The 21,635-nt window shown below is 66.7% G+C and carries 18 protein-coding genes; 5 read left to right on the top strand and 13 right to left on the bottom strand.

Annotated elements, in window-relative coordinates; translation table 11 throughout:
* Positions 1–20: 20 nt before the first annotated feature.
* A complete protein-coding gene (locus ASG86_RS12280; protein ID WP_056334481.1) occupies positions 21–1,157 on the bottom strand; it encodes a GuaB3 family IMP dehydrogenase-related protein in 1,137 nt (378 codons plus the stop codon).
* A 182-nt stretch (positions 1,158–1,339) separates the two neighbouring features.
* Between ASG86_RS12280 and ASG86_RS12275 the strand changes: the two genes are divergently transcribed.
* Both ASG86_RS12275 and ASG86_RS12270 read left to right on the top strand, forming a co-directional pair.
* Entirely contained in the window at positions 1,340–1,969 is a 630-nt protein-coding gene (locus tag ASG86_RS12275; RefSeq protein WP_056334479.1) for a hypothetical protein, read from the top strand.
* Positions 1,969–2,571 (top strand): hypothetical protein, encoded by a 603-nt coding sequence (locus ASG86_RS12270; RefSeq protein WP_056334476.1) that lies wholly within the window; start codon positions 1,969–1,971, stop codon positions 2,569–2,571. Before ASG86_RS12275 ends, ASG86_RS12270 begins: the two co-directional genes overlap by 1 nt.
* Here the strand turns inward: ASG86_RS12270 and ASG86_RS12265 are convergent.
* The 4 genes from ASG86_RS12265 to ASG86_RS12250 all read right to left on the bottom strand — a co-directional run bounded on the left by ASG86_RS12265 (position 2,568) and on the right by ASG86_RS12250 (position 10,098).
* On the bottom strand, positions 2,568–4,427 hold the full coding sequence (locus tag ASG86_RS12265; RefSeq protein ID WP_056334473.1) for an ABC transporter ATP-binding protein: 1,860 nt from the start codon (positions 4,425–4,427) through the stop codon (positions 2,568–2,570). The genes ASG86_RS12270 and ASG86_RS12265 overlap by 4 nt on opposite strands.
* A gap of 73 nt (positions 4,428–4,500) precedes the next feature.
* Entirely contained in the window at positions 4,501–6,171 is a 1,671-nt protein-coding gene (locus ASG86_RS12260; protein WP_056334470.1) for an HNH endonuclease signature motif containing protein, read from the bottom strand.
* Positions 6,172–6,298: 127 nt separating this feature from the next.
* Positions 6,299–7,810 (bottom strand): IMP dehydrogenase, encoded by a 1,512-nt coding sequence (gene guaB / locus ASG86_RS12255; protein ID WP_056334467.1) that lies wholly within the window; start codon positions 7,808–7,810, stop codon positions 6,299–6,301.
* Between the two features lie 215 nt (positions 7,811–8,025).
* Complete coding sequence (locus ASG86_RS12250) at positions 8,026–10,098, bottom strand: acyltransferase family protein (protein WP_156386190.1); 2,073 nt, start codon at positions 10,096–10,098, stop codon at positions 8,026–8,028.
* 123 nt (positions 10,099–10,221) lie between these two features.
* On the opposite strand from ASG86_RS12250, the gene ASG86_RS12245 reads away from it, so the two are divergent.
* The gene (locus ASG86_RS12245; protein WP_056334461.1) at positions 10,222–11,190 is read left to right on the top strand and encodes a DUF389 domain-containing protein; all 969 of its coding nucleotides are present in this window, start codon (positions 10,222–10,224) and stop codon (positions 11,188–11,190) included.
* On the opposite strand, the gene ASG86_RS12240 is transcribed toward ASG86_RS12245, so the two are convergent.
* From ASG86_RS12240 to ASG86_RS12225, 4 genes are all read right to left on the bottom strand, one after another.
* Positions 11,159–12,268: a flavin-containing monooxygenase gene (locus ASG86_RS12240; RefSeq protein WP_056334458.1), complete on the bottom strand. Its 1,110-nt coding sequence runs from the start codon at positions 12,266–12,268 to the stop codon at positions 11,159–11,161. The genes ASG86_RS12245 and ASG86_RS12240 overlap by 32 nt on opposite strands.
* An 18-nt stretch (positions 12,269–12,286) precedes the next feature.
* Positions 12,287–12,604: a hypothetical protein gene (locus tag ASG86_RS12235; protein ID WP_056334456.1), complete on the bottom strand. Its 318-nt coding sequence runs from the start codon at positions 12,602–12,604 to the stop codon at positions 12,287–12,289.
* Positions 12,605–12,725: 121 nt separating this feature from the next.
* Positions 12,726–14,369, bottom strand: a complete 1,644-nt coding sequence (locus ASG86_RS12230; protein WP_056334455.1) for a helix-turn-helix transcriptional regulator — start codon at positions 14,367–14,369, stop codon at positions 12,726–12,728.
* 183 nt (positions 14,370–14,552) lie between these two features.
* A complete protein-coding gene (locus ASG86_RS12225; protein ID WP_056334452.1) occupies positions 14,553–16,076 on the bottom strand; it encodes an ATP-dependent DNA ligase in 1,524 nt (507 codons plus the stop codon).
* A 56-nt stretch (positions 16,077–16,132) separates the two neighbouring features.
* Here ASG86_RS12225 and ASG86_RS12220 point away from each other — a divergent pair, with 56 nt between their 5' ends.
* Positions 16,133–16,735 carry a dihydrofolate reductase family protein gene (locus ASG86_RS12220; RefSeq protein ID WP_056335462.1) on the top strand — a complete coding sequence of 201 codons (603 nt, stop codon included), beginning with the start codon at positions 16,133–16,135 and terminating at the stop codon, positions 16,733–16,735.
* Between the two features lie 148 nt (positions 16,736–16,883).
* On the opposite strand, the gene groL is transcribed toward ASG86_RS12220, so the two are convergent.
* From groL to ASG86_RS12205, 3 genes are all read right to left on the bottom strand, one after another.
* Positions 16,884–18,494 carry a chaperonin GroEL gene (groL, locus tag ASG86_RS12215; protein WP_056334449.1) on the bottom strand — a complete coding sequence of 537 codons (1,611 nt, stop codon included), beginning with the start codon at positions 18,492–18,494 and terminating at the stop codon, positions 16,884–16,886.
* 77 nt (positions 18,495–18,571) lie between these two features.
* Positions 18,572–18,865 (bottom strand): co-chaperone GroES, encoded by a 294-nt coding sequence (gene groES, locus ASG86_RS12210; protein ID WP_003805290.1) that lies wholly within the window; start codon positions 18,863–18,865, stop codon positions 18,572–18,574.
* 252 nt (positions 18,866–19,117) lie between these two features.
* On the bottom strand, positions 19,118–19,501 hold the full coding sequence (locus tag ASG86_RS12205; RefSeq protein WP_056334446.1) for a hypothetical protein: 384 nt from the start codon (positions 19,499–19,501) through the stop codon (positions 19,118–19,120).
* Positions 19,502–19,555: 54 nt separating this feature from the next.
* On the opposite strand from ASG86_RS12205, the gene ASG86_RS12200 reads away from it, so the two are divergent.
* Positions 19,556–20,782 (top strand): class I SAM-dependent methyltransferase, encoded by a 1,227-nt coding sequence (locus ASG86_RS12200; protein ID WP_056334443.1) that lies wholly within the window; start codon positions 19,556–19,558, stop codon positions 20,780–20,782.
* Between the two features lie 4 nt (positions 20,783–20,786).
* Here the strand turns inward: ASG86_RS12200 and ASG86_RS12195 are convergent, their stop codons facing one another.
* Positions 20,787–21,605 (bottom strand): shikimate 5-dehydrogenase, encoded by an 819-nt coding sequence (locus ASG86_RS12195; RefSeq protein ID WP_268760598.1) that lies wholly within the window; start codon positions 21,603–21,605, stop codon positions 20,787–20,789.
* Positions 21,606–21,635: the final 30 nt, after the last annotated feature.

The following is a 21,635-nucleotide window of genomic DNA, read 5'->3' as shown; positions in this document are numbered from 1 at the left end:
TGCCCGCCCTGCCCTGCGTCTCAGTTGCCTGCGTAAGGCGATACGACGACGTCGACCCGCTGGAATTCCTTCAGGTCCGAATAGCCGGTGGTCGCCATCGAGCGCCGCAGCGCACCAATAAGGTTGGACGTTCCGTTCGTGTGGTGGCCGGGTCCGAAGAGGACCTCCTCCAACGGCCCCACGGTGCCGACGTTGGCGCGGTCACCGCGCGGCAGTTCCGTGTGGTGCGCCTCCTGGCCCCAGTGCCAGCCCTTGCCGGGCGCCTCTTCGGCGCGGGCCAGCGCGCTGCCCAGCATGACGGCGTCGGCGCCCATGGCAATTGCCTTGACGATGTCACCCGAGGTGCCCATGCCGCCGTCGGCAATGACGTGCACGTAGCGCCCGCCAGACTCGTCCATGTAATCCCGGCGGGCGGCAGCGACATCGGAAATGGCGGACGCCATGGGCGAGTGGATGCCCAGCGCGCGGCGCGTAGTGGTGGTTGCGCCGCCGCCGAAGCCCACCAGCACGCCTGCCGCGCCGGTGCGCATGAGATGCAGCGCCGGGGTGTAGCCCGCCGCGCCGCCGACGATGACGGGGACGTCGAGTTCGTAGATGAACTGCTTCAGGTTCAGCGGCTCGTGGTCCTTGGAGACGTGCTCGGCGGACACCGTGGTGCCGCGGATGACGAAGATGTCGACGCCGGCAGCCACCACGGTCTTGTAGTGCTCCTGGGTGCGCTGCGGGGTCAGGGAACCGGCGACGGTGACACCGGCCTCCCGGATCTCGGCCAGGCGGGACGTGATGAGTTCGGGCTGGATGGGGGCCTGGTAGAGCTCCTGCATCCGGCCGGTGACGGCAGGGCTGTTGGTCTCGTCCTGGAGCGCGCCGATCTCATCGAGGATGGGCTGCGGGTCCTCGTAGCGGGTCCAGAGGCCCTCCAGGTCAAGGACGCCCAGGCCGCCGAGCTTGCCCAGCGCGATGGCCGTCGCCGGCGACATGGCGGAGTCCATCGGGGCGGCGATCACCGGCATGTCGAACTGGTACGCATCGATCTGCCAGGAGACGGAGACGTCCTTGGGGTCGCGGGTGCGACGGTTGGGGACGATTGCAATGTCATCCAGGGAGTAGGCACGACGCCCACGCTTGCCACGGCCGATCTCGATCTCATAAGTCACTGCTCTAGGTTATCCCAGCAGTTCCGCTGGCCGGGCCGGGACTGGGACGCGTCATCCGGGACGCCGGACCGTCACCCGCTGGCAGACCTCTGCATCGCACCAGGGCACGGGATGCCGTAGCTTGGGCTCTGGGCGGAACGGCAGAGGCTGTGTGCCCGCAAGATCGAAGGATATTGAGCCGAATGACCCATCTGCAGCCCGCTCACCCCCTTGAGCACTGGCTCTCCCCCGAACTGGCCCGGGTCAGCCCACCGGACGCCCCGTCCCGGCTGCGCCAACTGGCGGATGCCCAAGGCACGCTGGCCGCCGGCTGGAGCGGGGCGATCGCCGGCGGACCGGTCCTGGCCCTGGCAGGCGCCTTCTTCTCCGTCATGTCGGGGAACCCCGCGACAGCGCTCGTCCTGGCCCCGATGGGGGCCGTCCTGATGCTGTTGGGCATCTTCGGGTGGAAACGGGTCCGGTCCGCCCTGCCCCGGACCGACAAGGTCCTGGTCACCCGTGGCCCCGGATCCGCCCGCGGCGGCATTGCCATGGTGTTGTTTCTGGCGGCCATTATCGGCGCGTTCATTTTTCCGACCCTGCCCTCTGCCGCGGCGAAGGGCGGCTCCACGGCCGTAACGCTGGTGGGCATCTACGTACTCACGCTGGCCCTCCTGGTCGCGTGCATCATAGTCCCGTCCACGGTCATGGGCCGGGCCCGGCAGTCATTCCGTCTGCGGATGAAAACCAACCCGAGGCTTCGGAGGGCAGTCGAGGAGGACCTGGCCGTCTGGCGCGATCCGTACGGCAACGCCGCCTACGGTCCACTCTGATGGCACGCTGGATCTTCGACGGGCACATCGCCGGCATTGGCACGGCCTCCGGACTGCGCGCGGTGGTTGGCATGTGGCAGGAGTCCCCTTTCGGAGCCTTCTCGGACGTCATGGTGCAGCAGCCATCCGGACACCGGCTGCTGCTGGCCCCGTCCCCCGAGGTTGCGGACTTCATTGCTGCCACCTACATCTTTGACGAGGTGAGCGTTGTGGAGGTCAGTGCGGAGCTGGCAGATGGCACCTTGGCGGTCGACGCCGGCCCGCTGGCCATCCGGGCAGTCACCGGAGCGAGGACGTACCTTGGTTCGGCGCTGCGGGCGGTGCCCCGGCGCCTTGCAGTCCATCCGCGGTGGCTGTCAGCGGTCAGTCCGCTGGCTGCCCTGGCAGCTCCGGGCGCCCGCACCTACGGCACGGCGGGCAGCGGCAGGGCTGAGTATTACGGGGTGACGGACCTGCACCACGTGACCGCCGCCGTCGTCACCTGGGAAGGCGCGGACGCCGGGCCCCTGGCCCCGATAAGCCCCGCCGTGACCTTCGGCTTCAGCAGCGTCCCGCCGCGGCCCAGTGTGGCGCGGGTGCGCACCACCGTGGTGGAGGTTTAGAGTCCGGTCGGCTCTTCTACAGTCAGTTGGGATTCGAACATCCTGAAGTACCTGCCGCGGAGCGCCACCAGCTCTTTGTGCGTGCCCTGCTCCACGATCTCTCCGTCCTCCAGCATGTACACGATGTCAGCCTTCTCGATGGTGGCCAGACGGTGGCTGATGGCGATGATGGTGCTGCTGCGGTCTGCGAAGAGCCGGGTGAAGATCCGGTGCTCTGCGAGTGCATCGATGGCCGACGTGGGCTCGTCCATCACCATGAAGGACGCATCCCGGTAAAAGTTCCGAGCCATGGCCAACCGCTGCCACTGGCCCCCGGAAAGGCCGCTGCCCTTGCGGCCGCGCGGGTCCTCCATCCAGTTGCTGACGTGGTTGTCCAGGCCGTTGGGCAGTTTGTTGATGAAGTCCAGGGCCTCGGCGTCGGCGGCGGCGCGCCGGATCCGCCCGTCGTCACGCGGGCTGTCCACATCGCCGAAGTAGATGTTTTCCGCTGCGGTGGCGAACTCGTACTTGAGGAACTCCTGGCTCAGCACCGCCAGATGGCGGTGCCAGGAGGTGACGTCGACGGCGGCCAGGTCAACGCCGTCGAGCAGCACCTGGCCGGAGTCTGGACGGTAAAGGCCGGCGAGGATGCGGATCAGCGTGGACTTGCCGGCACCGTTCTCCCCCACGATGGCGATGTGCTGGCCCTGGCGGATGGTCAGGCTGATTCCCCGGATCACTTCGATGTCGCTTCCCGTGTACGTGAAGTGAATGTCCTTCAGCTCGACTTCCCTCGGCGCTTCCGGGAGCGGCGGGGCGTGTTCGGAGTGCACGGGCATCGCCATGAACAGCTCGTAGTCCTTCAGGTTGGCCAGGTCCTCGTCAATGGAGCTCAGGGAGGACACCAGGTTGTTCGCGGTGGACAAAGCGCGGCTGACGATCTGCTGCACATATAGGAACTGGCCGACGGGCTGGGCACGGGCGATGATCTGGCCCACCACCCAGATCAGGGAGACCACCTCCGCCCCGTACTGGAGCGCGTCCGCGGCGAGTTGCCTGGGAATGTAGCGCCGCTGGTAGTCGAGCCGGCGGCGCTCGTCCGCGTCCCGGAGCCGGGCGCGGAGATCCATGAGGAAGGCGACAATGCCGTAAAGCCGCATCTCGGCAATATGCTGCGGGCGGAGCAGGTTCTGTTCGATCATCCGGCGCTGCCGCCGGGAGTCCACCTGCGTGTTCCAGTGCGCAATTTGCTCCCTGGAGAGCTTGAACTGAAGGTACACGCTGGGGACGATGGCCACCAGGACGATGACGGCGATCCACCAGCTGACCAACAACAGGGCGCCGATGGCAAGGATGACCGACACGAGCTGGGTGAAGATTGCGGCGATGCGGTCCAGAACGCGGGCGTACGAATCGGAGAACCGCTTGGCGCGGTCGTAGAGGTCAACGGTTTCCTTGTCGTCGTAGCGCCAGAATTCCAGGGCAAGGAAGCGTTCGTACATTTGGTCGCCCACGATGGCGCCCACCTTGAAGCTCATCAGCTGCTGGATATAGCGGTCCACGCTGTTGAAGGCACCCCAGAAAAGGCCCAGCGCGGCGGTGATGATGACGTAGACAATTGCGAGCTGCCCTGCGCCGGCGTCACCGGCGTATGCCGCTGCCAGGGCCGTAGTGGTGAGCGACGCGAAGAATGTGGTGACCAATGGCAGCACGGCCGAGATCAGCGAGCCAAGCACCTTCATGACCACAGCGCCGGGTGAGGCGCGGAAACTGACCCGCAGTACCTGGGCTACGGCGCGGGCATAGGGACGAAGGGCCAGCCGCTTTTGCGGGTCGCGTTTGGGGGTGAGTTCCGCCGGATGGCGCGGTTGGGACATGGAATCAGCCTAGTGCTGGCCCAGGGCTGAAAGGGCAGCGCCGAAAGATCCGGTGACTGACGGGAGGCACGGGTCAGACCGACAACACGAACGGCTTCGCGAAGAATTCCGCCCACACCGGATCCTCTGGTGACAGGTCGTTGAGGTCTATGAGTTGGTCGTCGTCCGGTTCCCACTGCGGGAGGTCTTCCGGGCAGGCATCTACGCAGTAAGTCGCGGTGGACACCGGCAGGGTTCCCGGTGGCCAGTGGGTTGGTTCGGCGTTGGGGTGTTCGGGTTTGTAGTGGCGTCCGGTGGGTGAGGTCCATCCGGGTGGTCCGTTCTCCGTGGCGGGGTCGGGGATCCATGGCCGTGCGTGTTTGAGGCGGTGATGTTTTGGGCAGAGTTGTGCCAGGTTGTTGGTGCCGGTGGTGCCGCCGTGTTCCCAGGCGGTGAGGTGGTCGGTGTCGTTGTCCGGGGTTTGGTTGCTGCAGCCGGGGAAGGTGCATTTTCCGTCGCGCATCCGGATCCATTGTTTGATGGTCTCGGGGAGGCGGTAGCGGGTGCGGCCGATCTCCAGTGGTGTCCCGTCGCGGGGGTCGACCAGGACCCGGTAGAACGACGCCGCCCCGTCCGCGACGAGTTTGCGGGCCATGGACGCCGGGATSGGGCCGAAACCGTCCAGTACCGCGGGTTCGTCCGTCTGGCCGAGGAGGGAGAACACCGGGACCATGACCAGGACGTCGGCCCGAGGATTGGGGACCTTCCCGATTTCCGTAGTGGCTTCCAAACCGGCCGTGCCGGAGACGCTGCCTGCACCCGGCGCGCTCCCGGGACTCGGGGTGGTATCAGTAGCGGCTGCCTCAGCCGGGACGCTCCCGGAACGTGCGGCGGCGTCAGCGGCATTGGTGGTGTCTCTGTTAGCAGGCAGGCCGGCGCCGAGGAGTAGTGCTGCTGCGATGTCGGGGCGGAGTTGGGTGATGGTGCGGGGTTCGTTGGGGCCTTGGAGGCCGCGGGCGGTGGCGGTGGTGCGGTTCCAGATGGCGCAGGCGGTGTCGCCGGGGAGGTGGAGGGAGATCCAGGCCATGCCGTCGCGGTCCGGGGTGTATTCCATCCGCCGGTCCGCGACACCCTTGGCGTGGCGTTTCTCCAGGGTTTCGGGGTGGTGGCGCTCCCGCCAGGAACGGACCTTCGTCCGGAACCGGGAGGGCACGAGCTCACCGGGGGCGGCGCCACGGGCCGGGTTCGGGACATCGGGGTCGAAGAAGTGCGCCACCAACGCGGCGGCGCCGTCCAGGGTGAGGCCCTCGGTTTCATCGGCAACAATTTTCGCGTGCTGCCAGGACAGGTCCCCGGCGGACAACGCTGCAAGGACCGGCGGCAGGGCGCACACCCGCCGGGACTGTTCCACGAACGCCCCGGCAGCGCCGGAGCTGATGGTCAGGACCCCGGCGATCTCCTCCACCGCTGACATTTCCGCGAACGTGCGCTCCTGTACCGGGGCGTCAGGGGCGAGCATCACGTGCTGGAACCCAACGGCCTCGGCAACATCACCGGCTTTCACTGCTGCGAGTTGCGCCTCCAGCCGCTTCACCACCTCCAGCCGTTCCAGCCGGAGCTCATACCGCCGCTGCAACACATCCACACCGGCACCAACACCAACCCCGGCAGCCAGGAAAGCATCCTCACGCTCCAGCGCATCAAGGGCAGCAACAGAGGCATGAACACCCTCAAAAACCACCCCGCCACCGCTGCTGATTTCCATACGAACATCATCCATCGAGGCACTGACATTCCGAGTCAACGACCTCATGGAGGAAAAACAAAGGAGGCAAGGCCGAAACCTTGCCTCCTCGTGTTCACGCTCTAGTCAGCGAAACGCGACGTCCCGCCTAGCGCGAACCGTAGTTCGGCGCCTCCACGGTCATCTGGATGTCGTGCGGGTGCGATTCCTTCAGCCCGGCAGAGGTGATGCGGACAAACTTGCCGCGCGCCTTCAGCTCGGGAATGGTGGGCGCGCCGGTGTAGAACATGGTCTGGCGCAGGCCGCCCACCAGCTGGTAGGCCACGGAGGACAGCGGGCCACGGTAGGCCACGCGGCCTTCGATGCCTTCGGGGATGAGCTTGTCGTCACCGGACACATCGGCCTGGAAGTAGCGGTCCTTCGAGTAGGACGTGTTCTTGCCGCGGGACTGCATGGCGCCCAGGGAGCCCATCCCGCGGTAGGACTTGAACTGCTTGCCGTTGACGAAGATCAGCTCGCCCGGGGACTCGTCGCAGCCGGCCAGGAGCGAGCCCAGCATGACGGTGTCGGCTCCGGCCACCAGCGCCTTGCCGATGTCGCCCGAGTACTGCAGGCCGCCGTCGGCGATCAGCGGCACGCCGGCCGGAATGGCAGCCTTGGCGGATTCATAGATGGCGGTGATCTGCGGGACACCCACGCCGGCCACCACGCGGGTGGTGCAGATGGATCCAGGACCAACGCCCACCTTGATGCCGTCGGCGCCGGCGTCGATCAGTGCCTGGGCGCCTTCACGGGTGGCAGCCTGGCCGCCGATGATGTCTACGTGCGCGGCGACGGGGTCCGACTTCAGCCGGCGGATCATGTCCAGCACGCCCTGGGAGTGGCCGTTGGCGGTGTCTACGAACAGGGCGTCGACGCCGGCGTCCACCAGTGCCATGGCCCGCTCCCAGCCGTCCCCGAAGAAGCCGATGGCGGCGCCCACGCGGAGGCGGCCTTCCTCGTCCTTGGTGGCCAGCGGGTACTGCTCGGCCTTGGTGAAGTCCTTGGTGGTGATCAGGCCCTTGAGCCGGCCCTGGTCGTCCACCAGCGGGAGCTTCTCGATCTTGTTGGTTGCCAGCTTGTGCGAGGCTTCCTCACGGCTGATGCCCACGTGCCCCGTGACCAGGGGCATCTTGGTCATGACGTCGCTGACCAGCCGCAGCGGGAAGTCCGATTCGGGGACGAAGCGGGTGTCGCGGTTGGTGACGATGCCCAGGAGGCGGTTGTCCTCATCCACCACGGGCAGGCCGGAAACCCGGTAGTGGGCGCAGAGATCGTCAAGTTCACGCAGCGTCGCTTCGGGGCGAATGGTCAGCGGGTTGGTGATCATCCCGGATTCGCTCCGCTTGACCCGGTCCACTTGGTCAGCCTGGTCGGCGATGGACAGGTTGCGGTGCACCACGCCCAGGCCGCCCTGTCGTGCCATGGCGATGGCCATGCGGGATTCGGTGACGGTATCCATGGCCGCGGAAAGCAGCGGGGTCTGCACGGTGATCCGCTTGGAGATCCGCGAGGAGGTGTCTGCCTCGGACGGGATGACGTTGGTGTGGCCCGGCAGGAGCAGGACGTCGTCGTAGGTCAGGCCGATAAAGCCAAAGGGGTCGTGTTGGGGCTCGGTCATGAGTGCGCCTCTTACCTTGGTTGCGGGGTCACGGGTAGGGGTTGCAGCCGATGACCAGCCCGTTATTACGGAACTGGCCTGTGCAGACGATCCTGCGGGAGCACCGTGCAGCACGGCGTTCCGGGGGCAGAAAGTGTTGAGTAAATATTAGAACCTTGGCGCCGATCCCCCTATTCCACGCCGCCAATGTGAGCAACCGCACCCGAAGGACCCGCTCAGCTCCAGCCGGTCGCCGCCAGCAGCCGCTGCTCGAACATGGGGATCATGGTCTCCACGTAGGTCCTGGTGAGGTGGTTGTCGTCCTTGTAGACGTACACATTGCCCACCACGGCAGGGCACACGCCGCGGGCACAGATGAAGTCGCTCATGTCCATCAGGTGCAGCCCGGGCAGCTTGCCGCGGTAATTCTCCAACGGCGACGGCTCCACCAGGGATTCGGCCAGCGGCGGGTTGCAGGCGGGCGCGTCGGCACCGTTCCGCTGGGCGCACTGGGGCATGTTGAAGGTGAACCGCGGGTTGTCGCGGATGCCCACGATCTCGATTCCCGCGTCGGCGAACGGCTTCACGCCGTCCAGGTATCCCGGCACTTCGGTTTCGAATGGGGCCTCCTCGTGGGTCAGCGACGCCACGGTGAACACCGCATCCGGGCGGTGTTCCAGGACATACGCGGAGCTGGCCTTGTTGTAGGCGTTGCATTCAGCATTCCTGGTGTCCGTTTCGGCGCCGAACCGGCAGGCGGGCATCAGCAGGGTCACCAGTTCCCAGCCGCGTGCGGCCGCCACGGGAGCCAGCGCGGCCAGGTACTGCTGGGCGTGGGAGTCGCCCAGCACCACGATGCGCCTGGAGGACGGTTCCTCGGGAAGCTCCTGCCGGCACCCCTCCAAGACGGGGTCGCTGGTGGCGTTGGCGCCCGTGCAGGGCGAGTCGATGCCGGCCCAGTCATTGTCCAGGGCGGTGGGCCCGGGAATGGTTCGAGCCCTTGGCGCCGGCGTGTTTTCGTTCTCCGGGGTGAGCGCCCGGGCCCCGGGCGTGAGCTCGCGGGGCTGTGCCGCCGTCGCGCTTTCCTCCGCGGTGAGCGACGTCTGCCAGACGGCGACGGGCCCGGCCAGCAGGGCACCGCAGGCAACAATGACGACGGCGGTCCGCCAGGCGCGGAGCTTGGGCCAATGCCAGTCGCGCAGCGGCTTTTCAACAAAGCGGGTGGTGAGGACAGCGAGCACGATGGAGGCACCGACGATGCCCAGTCCCTGCGTGAGGTTGGGCGCCTCCACGCCGGTGGCCGCGAGCGCCAGCACCAGGACGGGCCAGTGCCAGAGGTACAGGGCGTAGGAGTTGTCCCCCAGGGCGACGGCGGGGCGGCTGCTGAGGAGCCGGTCCACGCCGAAGCGGCTGCCCGTTTGCCCGGCAACGATGATGGCCGCCGCGGCCAGCGTGGGCCACAGCGCCACATACCCCGGGAAGGACCGGTCGACGGTCAGGACCAGCCCGCAGGACACCATGGCTGCCAGTCCGGCCCAGCCCAGGACCACCCTCAGCTTTCGGCCGGGCTTCAGGTAGGGCAGCACCAGTGCCAGCAATGATCCCAGCGCAAACTCCCAGAGCCGGGCACGGGTATCGAAGTATGCGTAGGCCTGGTTGGTGGCGGTCTGGTCAACGGAGTAGGCCAGCGACACCACCAGCACAGCGCCAAAGACTACGGCCAGCAACCCGCGGTAGGTCAGCCCGTTCAGGCGTGGAACCCGGCGCAGCACGTTCAGCACGACAGCGGCGGCGGCAAAGATCAGTGGCCACAGGATGAACACCTGGCCCTGGATGGACAGGGACCAGAAGTGCTGCAGCGGGCTGGCTCCGGCGTGGTCCTGCGCGTAGTAGTCCACTGCGGTGTCTGCCAGGAGCCAGTTCTGCCGGTACAGGAGCGATGCCCATGCCTGGTCCAGCACCTGCGGCCAGCGGCCCTGCGGCAGGATCAGCCAGGTGCCCGCCAGGACTCCGAGGATCACCACGACGGCGGCCGGCAGCAGACGCTTGAACAGGTGCAGCCAGTGCGCCAGCAGGCGGAAGGGGTGGCCCGATTCTGCCTTGCGGACGAAGGACAGGGTGAGCAGGAAAGCCGAAATCAACAGGAAAATATCCACGCCGCCGGATACGCGGCCCAGCCAAACGTGATAGGCCACCACCATCAGGACAGCCAAGGCCCGGAGCCCTTGGACCTCGGGCCGGAAGGTGGTTTTTCGTTTCCTGTTTGCGGCACCGGACTGGGGCTCAGGTGCCTTCGGGGTTTCCGTTATCGACACTAGAACCTCTCACAATTCCCGCCAGCCAAAACATCAACCCTAGCCAAGGCGGTCTGCAACGGCCAATCACGGCCCGGGTTCGGACTATGCTGACCCCAACCATCGAAGGGAGCCGGTGTGGTTGTCCAGCTGCGGATCTGCGTGCCCTCGGACCTGTCCGACGTGACCGTAAAGACGTGCCGCGAGCAGCGGGGTGCGGCAGAAGTCGCGCTGGTTCCGGGCGCGTCCGTGGTGCCGCAGGGCGACGTCATCGAGGTCCTGATTGCCCGGGAGTCGGTGGAGGAACTGCTCGAGAAGCTGCAGATCCTGAAGGTCCAGGACGTGGGCTCCGTGGCCATGAGCGCACCGGAATTCGTCCTCTCCAAAAATGCCGACCGGGCGGAGCAGGCAGCACCCGGGGACGGCGCGGACGCAGTGATCTGGGATGACGTGACGCGGCAAACGGGCGAGGATTCCCGCCTGACATGGAACTTCATTGCCTTCCTGGTTCTTGCAACGCAGCTCGCCGGGATCGGCATCGTGACGGACTCCCCCATTGCCATTGTGGGGGCCATGGCGGTGGGGCCTGAGTTCGGGCCGCTGGCCGCCTTGGCCGTCTCGCTTGCCACCCGCCAGTGGAAGCTTGGCCGGCGGGCGGCTGTTGCGCTGTGTGTGGGCTTCCCGGTTGCCATGCTGCTGGCGGCACTGACGGCATGGCTGTCGGTGCCGCTCGGTCTTTTCCCGCGCGATGCGTTGGACAAGGGCTCCGCGGTGGAGTTCATCTACCATCCGGGCCCGTATTCAATGATTGTGGCCGTCCTGGCAGGGATCGCCGGAATGCTCTCCATCATCGGCCGGCGCTCCGCGGCCCTGATCGGCGTCTTCATCTCGGTAACCACCGTGCCCGCGGCAGGATACGTTGCGGTGGCCTTGGTCCTTGGCGAATATCAGAAGGCGGCCGGCTCGGCCCTCCAACTGCTGCTCAACCTCGTGGGCATAGTGGTGGCCGCCCTGGCGGTTTTGCTCTTTTACCGGATGGTTTACAGGCGCGTGCCCCACGGGGTGGCGAGGAGCCTCAGGCGGCAGCGGACAAGGAGCCGCGGTTAGCCGGGGCCGGGATCTTCCCGGCCAGGTAACGCGCATCCCGGCACACGCCCGGAAGCGTCGCAGAGGCCACCGCGTACATGAAGTCCTGCCCCAGGAAGAACAGTCCGGGCCAATCCACCGCTACCCCGCGTTGCTGCCGGGGCATCGCCCCGTTATCGAGCAGGTCCGGATCCAGCCAGGCGAAGTCTGCACGGAAACCGGTGCACCAGATCACATTGGTGATTTGCGGCCGGCTGCCATCCTCAAGGACGGGCACGCCGCCCTCCACGCCCCTGACCCGGGGAACCAACCGCACCCCCGCGGCAGCAAGGTCTTTGGACTTCGTCCGGATCAGGGGTGCCCCATGGGCTTTGAGTGCGGGTATTGCCTTGCGCCCGATGGGTGTGCCGACATTTAGCACGTACAGGCCGGCAAACCGGACCAGCGGCAGGACGTAGCGTGCCGCCGTACGCCCATGCTTCACGGGGAGCTCTCCGCCGGGTTTGCCCGCCACGAGCGTGGGATGGGTCCGGCTGACTTCCAGGGCTATTTCAGCACCGGAGTTGCCCAGTCCAACCACCAGAGCCGCCCCCTCCTGCAACTGGCCGGGGTTCCGGTAGTCACTCGAGTGGAGCTGGACAAGAGAGGGGGAAAGCCGGGAAGCGAAGTCCGGAATTTTGGCCACCCGTTCGGCACCCGTGGCCACCACCACGTTCCGCGCCTCCCACCGGTGCCCGTTGGACGCGGCAACGTACCGGTCCCCTTCCCGCCAGAGCCGCTCGACACGGATGCCTTGACGGACCGGCAGGTGGAATTCCGCCGCGTACCGTTCGAGGTAGTCCGCCAGTTCGTCCTTGGAAGGGAAGGACAGCGGATCGGCAGGAAAAACCAGTCCGGGAAGACCGTCGTATTTGGCGGGTGTAAAGACCCGCAGCGAATCCCAGCGCCGCCGCCAGGAGTCCCCGGTCCTGGGGCAGTCGTCCAGAATCAGGAATGTGCGTTTTTGCCGTTGCAGGTAATACCCCATGGCAAGACCGGCCTGGCCTCCACCGATGATCATCGTGTCCAGCGTGCCTGCGACGGGGTCGTTGTTGTTCATGACTGTGGTCCCTTTCCCTCAATTGGATTGCTGAAGTTCCACCGTGGCTTTGTTCCGTGCCGCGGCCCCGGCGCTTCCCGTTCCCCTGTAGCGCAGCCACCAGGCGAGCATCAGGCCCGAAGCCAGGACGTAGGCCAGGTGCAGGACCCAAATGGGACCGGCCGGAAGGCTGAAGACGTAGATCGAATGCATTGCGTTCGCCACGTTGGTCAGCACCAGGCTGCCCAGGCTGTAGGACGCAAGGTCCCTGGTGCGGGCGGCCTTCAGAAGCATCGGAAACAAACCCGCAGCGAAGAGCGCCGCTGAGATGGTGCCGGCCAGCATCGGAAGATTCATGCTTTGAGGCTACGGTTGCCGCAGGCAAATCCTCATCGGCCAAAACATGTATCTCCGCCGGAGGTTTATGGGTAATTGTGTGCAGGCGCGTTAACCGCGCGCCGGCAGCACGCGGACCACCTCAACTGACTATTCCGTGCTCATAGGCGTAACTGGTTGCAGCACTCCTGGAGGGCAGGCCCAATTTGAGGAAGATGTTGCTCAGATGGCGCGCCACGGTCTTTTCGCTGAGGTACAGCTCCGCCGCAATGGCGCGGTTTCCCATCCCCGAGGCAACCAGCCGCAGCACTTCTGCTTCCCGCGGTGTCAACGGCCCGTCAGCACCGCCGGAATTGCCCTGGGCCTCCCGCAGGAGGCTCCCAGTCCACGCTGCGGCTGGAGCCGCACCCAGTTCCAGGAACTCCCGATGCGCTGCCTCGAAATCCATCAACGCTGATGGCTCATCACCGAGGTTCCGGCACGCACACCCGATGAGAACCCGGCATCGGGCTGCCTCGTACGGCACACCGAGTTCCAGCCACAGTTTCCAGGCCTGCCGCAGGGCTTGCGAGGCACCCACCGGATCGTCCTCGGCGAGGAGGACCCCGCCGTCGGCCTGGCCGGCAAGGGCACGCACCATCGGCATGGGGCATTCGCGCGCAAAAGCTCCCAACTCGTCGGCACCGCGCCGCGCCGCTTCAGGGGCGGTTGCGGCAAGTTCGATCTCCACCAGGGCCGGCAACAGGTGCCGGCGGGTGGCCACGTCCGCCACACCGATGGCCCTGCGGATCATCGATTGGGCATGTTGCACTTCGCCACGGGCCAGGCACAGGAGGGCCAGCCCGGGTTGGGGCTCGTAGCCGCTTTCGGCCGCCTGGCGGTACGAAGCCTCGGCGCCTGCCAGGTTTCCCGTCAGCCGCTGGATTTCGCCCTGCTGGTAATAGCCCCCGTACAGGGCCTGCGGATCGCCGCGGGTTGAGTACCCTTGGGCCACGGCTGCGGCTTCCAGCGCTTCCGCCCACGCGCCGTGCAGCCGGTAGAGCTCGGCACGGTGCGCCTGGCACTGCCCACTGAACGGCACCATGTCAGGCCGTTCACTGCACCAGCGGTCAAGGGCAGTTGTCCAGGCCAGCGCCCTTGCCAGGTCGAATGCAAGGTGGCAATTGCCGATGACCGCGCAGTAGATGATTCCCGACGGGACCGGGGAGACTTCACCTGCCGTGACGGCAACCATGGCCTCATCGAACATGGCGAGTCCCTTGTCCGGGTGGCCCAGCATCAAGGTGGCCTGGCCTGTGCCGAGCAGGCCCAGCGCGGAGAGGTCTTTGTCGTGGAACAGCTGGCCGTACCCGGCAACGCGGGAGAATACCTCCAGGGCACCCGCCGGATCACCGCCGTAAAGTTTGCCCAAACCGTCGGGGAGGAGCAGGAGGCCCTGCACTGCGCCGGGCTCCGCGAGTTCGTCCGCGAGCCGTCGGCCGCGGGCGAACCACCCTCCGGCGCGCACCCTTTCCCCCATGAACATCAGGTGCATGCCCATCCAGCCCGCGCACCGTGCGGCACTCTCGACGTCGCCTATCACAAGATATTCCTCGTGGGCGCGGGTCAGGGTTTCCAGCCCGGCGACGATGTCACCGGTCAGGATTCCGGACGTGCCCAGCCGCTCCAGGTCGGCAGCGGGAAGACCGCCGTGCCTGTCTGCCTCCGCGTAGCTCCTGGAAGCATCGCCCCAGCGGTGCTCGCGGAAGGCGGACCTGCCTTTGTCTATACCCGTTTCAGCTGACACCTGTCCTCCTCGGACACCAACGGTCCGGCCTGGCTTGTTGCCGGCATGCGGTGGGCGCCAGGATACCTATGTGCGTCACCGTACGCCCGCGGCACACCCTGCACAAGCGGGTCCCGTACGCCTCCCGGACCAATCCTGGGTCCGGACATAGGCCTGGTCCGAAAGGGTGGGCCGCGTTGCCTGCTACGAACGCAGCAGTCCGCGCAGGGTCTGGATGGTGTCCGCTTCAGCCGGAGCCTTGTCGTCGCGGTAGCGCTTGACCCGGGCAAACCTCAGGGCGATGCCGCCCGGGTAGCGCGGCGACTGCTGCACGCCGTCGATGGCGATTTCGACGACGGTGACCGGTTGCACCCACACCGCACCGGCAGTGCGCCGCACCTCAAGCTCCTGGAACCGCTCCGTCTGCCACCGCAGCAATTCATCGGTGAGGCCCTTGAAGGTCTTGCCCACCATCACGTAGCCGCCGGGTTCACCGAACTCGCCGTCAGGGTCAAGGGCACCCAGGTGCAGGTTGGACAGCATCCCGGTGCGGCGCCCTGATCCCCATTCGCAGGCCAGCACCACCAGGTCGTATGTCAGCACGGGCTTGACCTTCACCCAGTTGGACCCGCGCCGGCCGGCCGCATAGGTGGAATCTATCGCCTTCACCACAACGCCCTCATGCCCGGCGGCAAGCGCGTCCTGCGACACCCGCTCCGCGACCGTCGGATCAGCCGTGACCTCCCCCGGTATCCGGTGCTCCGGTGCAATCCGCTCGAGCTCAGTGATCCGCGCCGACAGCGGCTCATCAAGCAGGTCCCGCCCGTCGAGGTGCAGCACGTCGAAGAACCAGGGGTGCAGCACTGTTTCGCGCGCTGCATCCGCACCAAAGCGCGCCATGGTTTCCTGGAATGGCCGTGGGCCGCCTTCCTCGTCCAGTGCCAGGGTTTCGCCGTCGAGGATCACGTCCCGCAGCGGCAGTCCGCGCACCACCTCCACCACCTCGGGGAGCCGGTGCGTGACGTCGGCGAGGTTGCGGGTGAAGATGCTGACATTGTCGCCGGCCCGGTGCACCTGGATCCGGGCGCCGTCGAGCTTGTATTCCACCGACGCCTCCCCGGTCGCTTCCAGGGCTGCGCTTGGACTGCCCGCGGTGGCGGCGAGCATGGGCTGCACGGGACGGCCCACCACCAGGCCGACGGCGTCGAGCTCGGCTTCGGTGCCGGTGATGGCCAGCAGGGCGGTTCCGCCCAAGTCCCCGGAAAGCATGGCAGCGCGGCGTACGGCGGCAACGGGCTTTCCGGCGGCACGGGCAACGGCATCCGTCAGCACGCCCTCCAGGGCTCCGGTGCGGAGCTCGCCAAGGAGGACACCGGCGATGAATGACTGTTCCGGCGCGGTTGCCGCCGCCATCAGCTTCCGCAGTGTGGCTGCGCGCCCGGCGCCCGATCCGGTACCCGCGGTGGCAAGCAGGAGGTCGAGGGCGGCGTCAAGGTCGGCCACGGTGAGGGTTGGCTCGACGGCGGGGTCCTCCCTGGCAGCCGCAACGGCGCTCCAGCCAACGCCCACGCGTCCCTGGCGGGGTTTGGCAACCAGCCAGCCCACCGCCGTCGGGATTTCCTCCGGCTCAAGCCGGCCCAGCAGCTGGGCCAGCGCATCCACTTTGGCCAGCCGGGAGCGGGTGGAGGTGACGGCCTCCGCGGTTTTGACGAGCTCAAGGAGCAGCATGGCACCATCCTGCCACGGCACTGGACAGGCCCATGGCCGGGTTCCAGAATGGGCGCATGGGACTCATTGCTGCGAACCTGTTCATCACCCTTGACGGCGTCTACCAGGCGCCCGGCGGCCGCGAAGAAGACCCTGAGGGCAGTTTCGCCTTTGGCGGCTGGCAGGCACCGGTATCCGACGACGAATCCGGCGCCGCCATAGCAGCCGGTATCGAGCAGATGGATGCCCTGCTCCTAGGCAGGAAGACCTACGACATCTTCGCCTCCTATTGGCCCCACCAGTCCGGGGACATAGCAGACACCCTCAACCGCATCCCCAAGTTTGTGGTGTCCGGCTCCCTGACCGATCCGGCATGGGCAGGCACCACGGTGCTGCGGGATGCCGCGGCCGTGGGTAGGCTGCGGGACGAGTACCAGCAGGTGCACATGTTCGGCAGCGGGGTCCTCATCCGGTCTTTGCTGGAGGCAGAGGTACTGGACCGGCTTCATCTTTGGCTCTATCCGGTCACCCTGGGGCAGGGCAAGCGGCTTTTCGACGCCGGGACCATACCCGCCACGTTCCGTCTCGCCGAGCCGGCACGCAGCTACCCCAAGGGAGCCGTGTCGCTGGTCTATGAGCGGGTGGGCGGAGTCGAAACCGCGGAGATGGGGGCCGGCTGATCCCGGTCAAACCCTTACAGGAACACAAAAAACCGGCCCAGCTGATGCTGGACCGGTTTTTGTATGGCGCCTGCAGCGGCCCCTGTGGTGGGCCCACGCCGTCAGGGTTCCCTGACCGAGCGAAGCGAGGTTAGGGAGACGGTGGGGATCAGTGGCTGTGGCCTGCGTGCTCATCCTCTTCGGCCGGCTTCTCCACGACAAGGGTCTCGGTGGTGAGAACCAGCGCGGCGATGGACGCCGCGTTGCGGAGGGCAGCACGGGTGACCTTGACGGGGTCGATGACGCCCGCGCCGATCAGGTCCTCGTACTCGCCGGACTTCGCGTTGAAGCCGTTGTTGACTTCGAGGTCGGCAACCTTGGAGGTGACCACGTAACCGTCGAAGCCGGCGTTCTGGGCGATCCAGCGCAGCGGCTGCACCAGTGCGCGGCGGACAATGCCGACAGCTGCGGCAGCGTCACCTTCGAGGGCGTTCACGGCGGCGTCCTCATCCAGTGCCTTGAGGGCGTGGATCAGGGCCGAGCCACCGCCGGCCACGATGCCTTCTTCGAGGGCAGCGCGGGTGGAGGACACGGCGTCCTCGATGCGGTGCTTCTTTTCCTTCAGCTCAACCTCGGTTGCGGCACCCACCTTGATGACGCCGATGCCGCCGGCCAGCTTGGCCAGCCGCTCCTGGAGCTTTTCGCGGTCCCAGTCGGAGTCGGTGCGGGTAACCTCGGCGCGCAGCTGGGCAACGCGTGCGGCCACGTCCTCGGCCGAACCGGCGCCGTCCACGATGGTGGTGTTGTCCTTGGTGACGGTGATGCGGCGGGCGGTACCCAGCACCTCCAGGCCAACGGTGTCCAGGCTCAGGCCCAGCTCCGGGGAGACAACCTGCGCACCGGTGAGGGTGGCGATGTCCTGCAGCATGGCCTTGCGGCGGTCACCGAAGCCGGGAGCCTTGACGGCAACGACATTCAGGGTGCCGCGGATGCGGTTGACGATCAGCGTGGACAGGGCCTCGCCCTCGACGTCCTCGGCGATGATGAACAGCGGCTTGGAGGCCTGAAGCGCCTTTTCCAGCAGCGGCAGGAATTCCTGGATGGAGGAGATCTTGCCCTGGTTGATCAGGATGAGGGCGTCCTCGAGGACTGCTTCCTGGCGTTCCGCGTCGGTGACGAAGTACGGGGACAGGTAGCCCTTGTCGAACTGCATGCCCTCGGTGAGGACCAGTTCGGTCTGGGTGGTGGAGGACTCTTCGATGGTGATGACGCCATCCTTGCCCACCTTGCCGAAGGCCTCGGCCAGGAGCTCGCCGATTTCGTCGCTCTGGGCGGAGATGGCGGCAACGTTTGCCACCTGGGTGCCTTCGACGGGGCGGGCGTTCTCCAGCAGGCGGGCAGCCACGGCTTCAACCGCAACTTCGATGCCGCGCTTGATCTGGCCGGGGGCAGCGCCCGCTGCAACGTTGCGCAGGCCTTCCTTGACCAGGGCCTGGGCCAGGACCGTCGCGGTGGTGGTGCCGTCGCCGGCAACGTCGTTGGTCTTGGTGGCTACTTCCTTGGCCAGCTGGGCGCCAAGGTTCTCGTAGGGGTCGTCCAGTTCCACTTCGCGGGCGATGGTGACGCCGTCGTTCGTGATGGTGGGGGCGCCCCACTTCTTGTCCAGGACGACGTTGCGGCCGCGGGGGCCGAGCGTCACCTTGACGGTGTTCGCGAGCTTATCGATGCCGGCCTCAAGGGACCGGCGGGCAGCGTCATTAAACGCAAGCTGCTTTGCCATGGTTTTGTCCTTTCAAAGACAGAACCCCGCGCTGCCGGCCAGCATGAGCATGGCCGGCGGCACGGGGACCCGAAGAGTTACTTAACGACGATGGCCAGGACGTCGCGGGCGGACAGCACGAGGTACTCGGTGCCGCCGGTCTTGACTTCGGTTCCGCCGTACTTGGAGTAGATGACGACGTCGCCAACGGCTACGTCAACGGGAACGCGGTTGCCGTCTTCGAAGCGGCCGGGGCCTACTGCAACAACTTCGCCTTCCTGCGGCTTCTCCTGCGCGGAGTCCGGGATGACCAGGCCGGAAGCCGTGGTCTGCTCGGCTTCGAGCGGGCGGACAACGATACGATCCTCAAGAGGCTTAATAGAGACCGACACTCGGACCTCTCCTTTTCGTCAGCAAATTCGTGGACTGGAAAGCTTTCCGCCATAGCTGGCAAACCGTCGTCGCGGTGCCGGCAGCAGCCTGGCTGGCAGCTCTTCATGTATTAGCACCCTCCTAGGGAGAGTGCTAATAAAGACTCTATGTAAGGGTTAGCACTCGGTCAAGGCGAGTGCCAACGTTTCGTCATGGGGCGTACGCCTTTTCCAGGGTCCGGCGACGGCGGCCCAGGACCCGGGCACGCTCCCCTACCGGCCCAGGTCGTCGAAGTCCACGTCTTCGCCGCCGTCGGCGTCGCCGTCGCCGCCCGCCTTCCGTGCCCGGAAGAGCACCCACCCGGCCCCCGCTGCGGCGAGCGCCGCAATGACTAGGATGAAGATGCTCCCCATGCGCGCGCCGTCGTACAGCCCGCGGATGTCCCGGGACTCCTGGGTGTTGTCCTGAATGTCGTTGCCGCCCACCGAATAGACGGTGGCGTTGAAGGTGTCCAGCAGGAAAATGATCACCAGCAGGGCGATGCAGACCACGGCCACCACGGCGGCAGCGATCAGGACGGGACGGGCAAACCTTGCCGGGCCGCGGTCCATGGTTTCGTGTCCGCCGGGCTCCACGGGGGCTGTGCTCTCATCCATGGTTTCAACAGTATCCGCATCCCGGCCCCGCGCTCCTCCACTAGGCTGGAACCCATGGCTCACGCTCCCCAGGACCAGATTGCACCGCTGTTGACCCCCGAAGGCTGGGAGTTGCTGGCATCGCTGGGCCCCTACCGGGACGAGGACTCCTTTGAGCTCAATTCCGCGCTCCGGAAGGCCGGGCACCCTGCCGGGCTGGTGTCAGCTGTCCTGACACAGTCGCGGCTGCGGACCCGGGCGGAGGCGAAATTCGGCGAGTTCGCACGGCAAATGCTCTTCACCCAGGCGGGCCTGGAGCAGGCCACGCGCCTCAACGTCGCCGCGCACCACGCCCAGCGGTTCGCTGCTGCAGGGATCAGCCGCGTGGCGGACCTGGGCTGCGGGCTTGGCGCCGACGCCATGGCCCTGGCATCCCTGGACATTAACGTCACTGCCGTGGAAATGGACGAAACCACGGCGGCCTGCGCCACCATGAACCTCATCCCGTTCCCCAATGCCACAGTGGTCCACGCGGACGCGGCATCGGTCCCGCTGGAGGGGATCGACGGCGTCTGGCTGGATCCCGCGCGCCGCGTCACCTCCACGTCCGGAACCAAGCGCATCTGGGACCCCGAGGCGTTCTCCCCGCCGCTGTCCTTCGTGGAGTCACTCGCTGCTGACGGGAAGGCCGTGGGCGTGAAGATGGGCCCGGGCATGCCGCACGAGTCCGTTCCTGCGGGCTGCGAAGCCCAGTGGGTGTCCGTTGGCGGGGACGTCACCGAAGTGACCCTCTGGTTCAACGCCGTACGCAGGCCCGGGGTCCGCCGGGCGGCCCTGGTCCTGGGTTCGCAGGGGCCCGCGGAGCTGGCCAGCGCGGACGACTTCGGCGCCGGCCCGGCCGCGCCGGTGGGACCGGTGGAGGGCTACCTCTACGAACCCGACGGCGCCGTGATCCGTGCCGGCCTGGTGGCCGACGTGGCACTGCAGCTCGGCGGGCACCTGGTGGACGAACACATCGCCTACATCTGTGCCCCGGAACTCCTGGACACCCCGTTCGCCCGGGCCTACAAGATCCTGGAGGTCATGCCCTACAACGTCAAGGCGCTCAAGGCCTGGGTGAAGCAGGAGGGCATCACCGTGCTGGACATCAAGAAGCGCGGCACCGCAGTAACCCCGGAGGAGCTGCGGAAGCAGCTGCTGCCCGGCGGAAAGAACTCCAAAAAGGGTGCTGCCAGGACCGCCACCCTGGTGCTGACGCGGATCGGCGAGGACCGGGTGGCCATCGTGGTGGAACCGGTATAGGCGCCTACTGGGCGCGCATGAACTCCTCGGCTGCCCGCACCTGCTCCGCGGTGGGGCGCACGCCTGTGTAGAGCACGAACTGTTCCAGCGCCTGGATGGTGGCCACTTCCGCTCCGGTGATAACCGGCTTGCCTGCCTCACGGGCGGCACGGATCAGCGGTGTCTCAGCCGGCAGTGCAACCACATCGAAGACCACCCGGGCAGCCTCGATGGCCTCCGCGGGGAACGACAGGCTGTCCGCTTCCGCGCCACCGGCCATGCCGATGGGCGTGACGTTGATGATCATGTCCGCCATGCCGCCGTCGAGCGCTGCACGCCACCGGAAGCCGTACTGGTCCGCGAGCGCACGTCCGGCGGCCTCATTCCGGGCGATGATGGTGACGTCCCTGAAGCCTGCATCGCGGAGGGCGGCAACCGTGGCCTTCGCCATGCCGCCCGCGCCCTGGACCAGGACGGAATAGTCCGTGGGGACCGCGTTGGACGCCAGCAGCTGCTCAATGGCCGTGTAGTCCGTGTTGTAGGCCTTGAGGTGGCCGTCCGTGTTCACGATGGTGTTCACCGAGTCGATGGCCTTGGCGGAGGGGTCCATCTCGTCGACCAGCGCGATGACGTCCTCCTTGTAGGGCATGGAGATGGCACAGCCGCGGATGCCCAGCCCCCGGACCCCGGCGATGGCCTGTTCAAGGTTAGTGGGCGCGAATGCCTTGTAGATCCAGTTCAGGTCAAGCTGCCCGTACAGGTGGTTGTGGAAGCGGGTCCCGTTGTTGCTGGGCCGGGCCGACAGCGAGATGCAAAGGGTCATGTCTTTATTCAGAATGGGCACCTGACCATTAAACCGTCCCCTCCCAACTGG

It is taken from the genome of Arthrobacter sp. Soil764, from assembly GCF_001428075.1.
In the GTDB taxonomy this organism is placed as follows: Bacteria; Actinomycetota; Actinomycetes; order Actinomycetales; family Micrococcaceae; genus Arthrobacter.
Note: the sequence above shows the minus strand (reverse complement) of the source record. Positions and strands in the feature narration are given on the sequence as shown.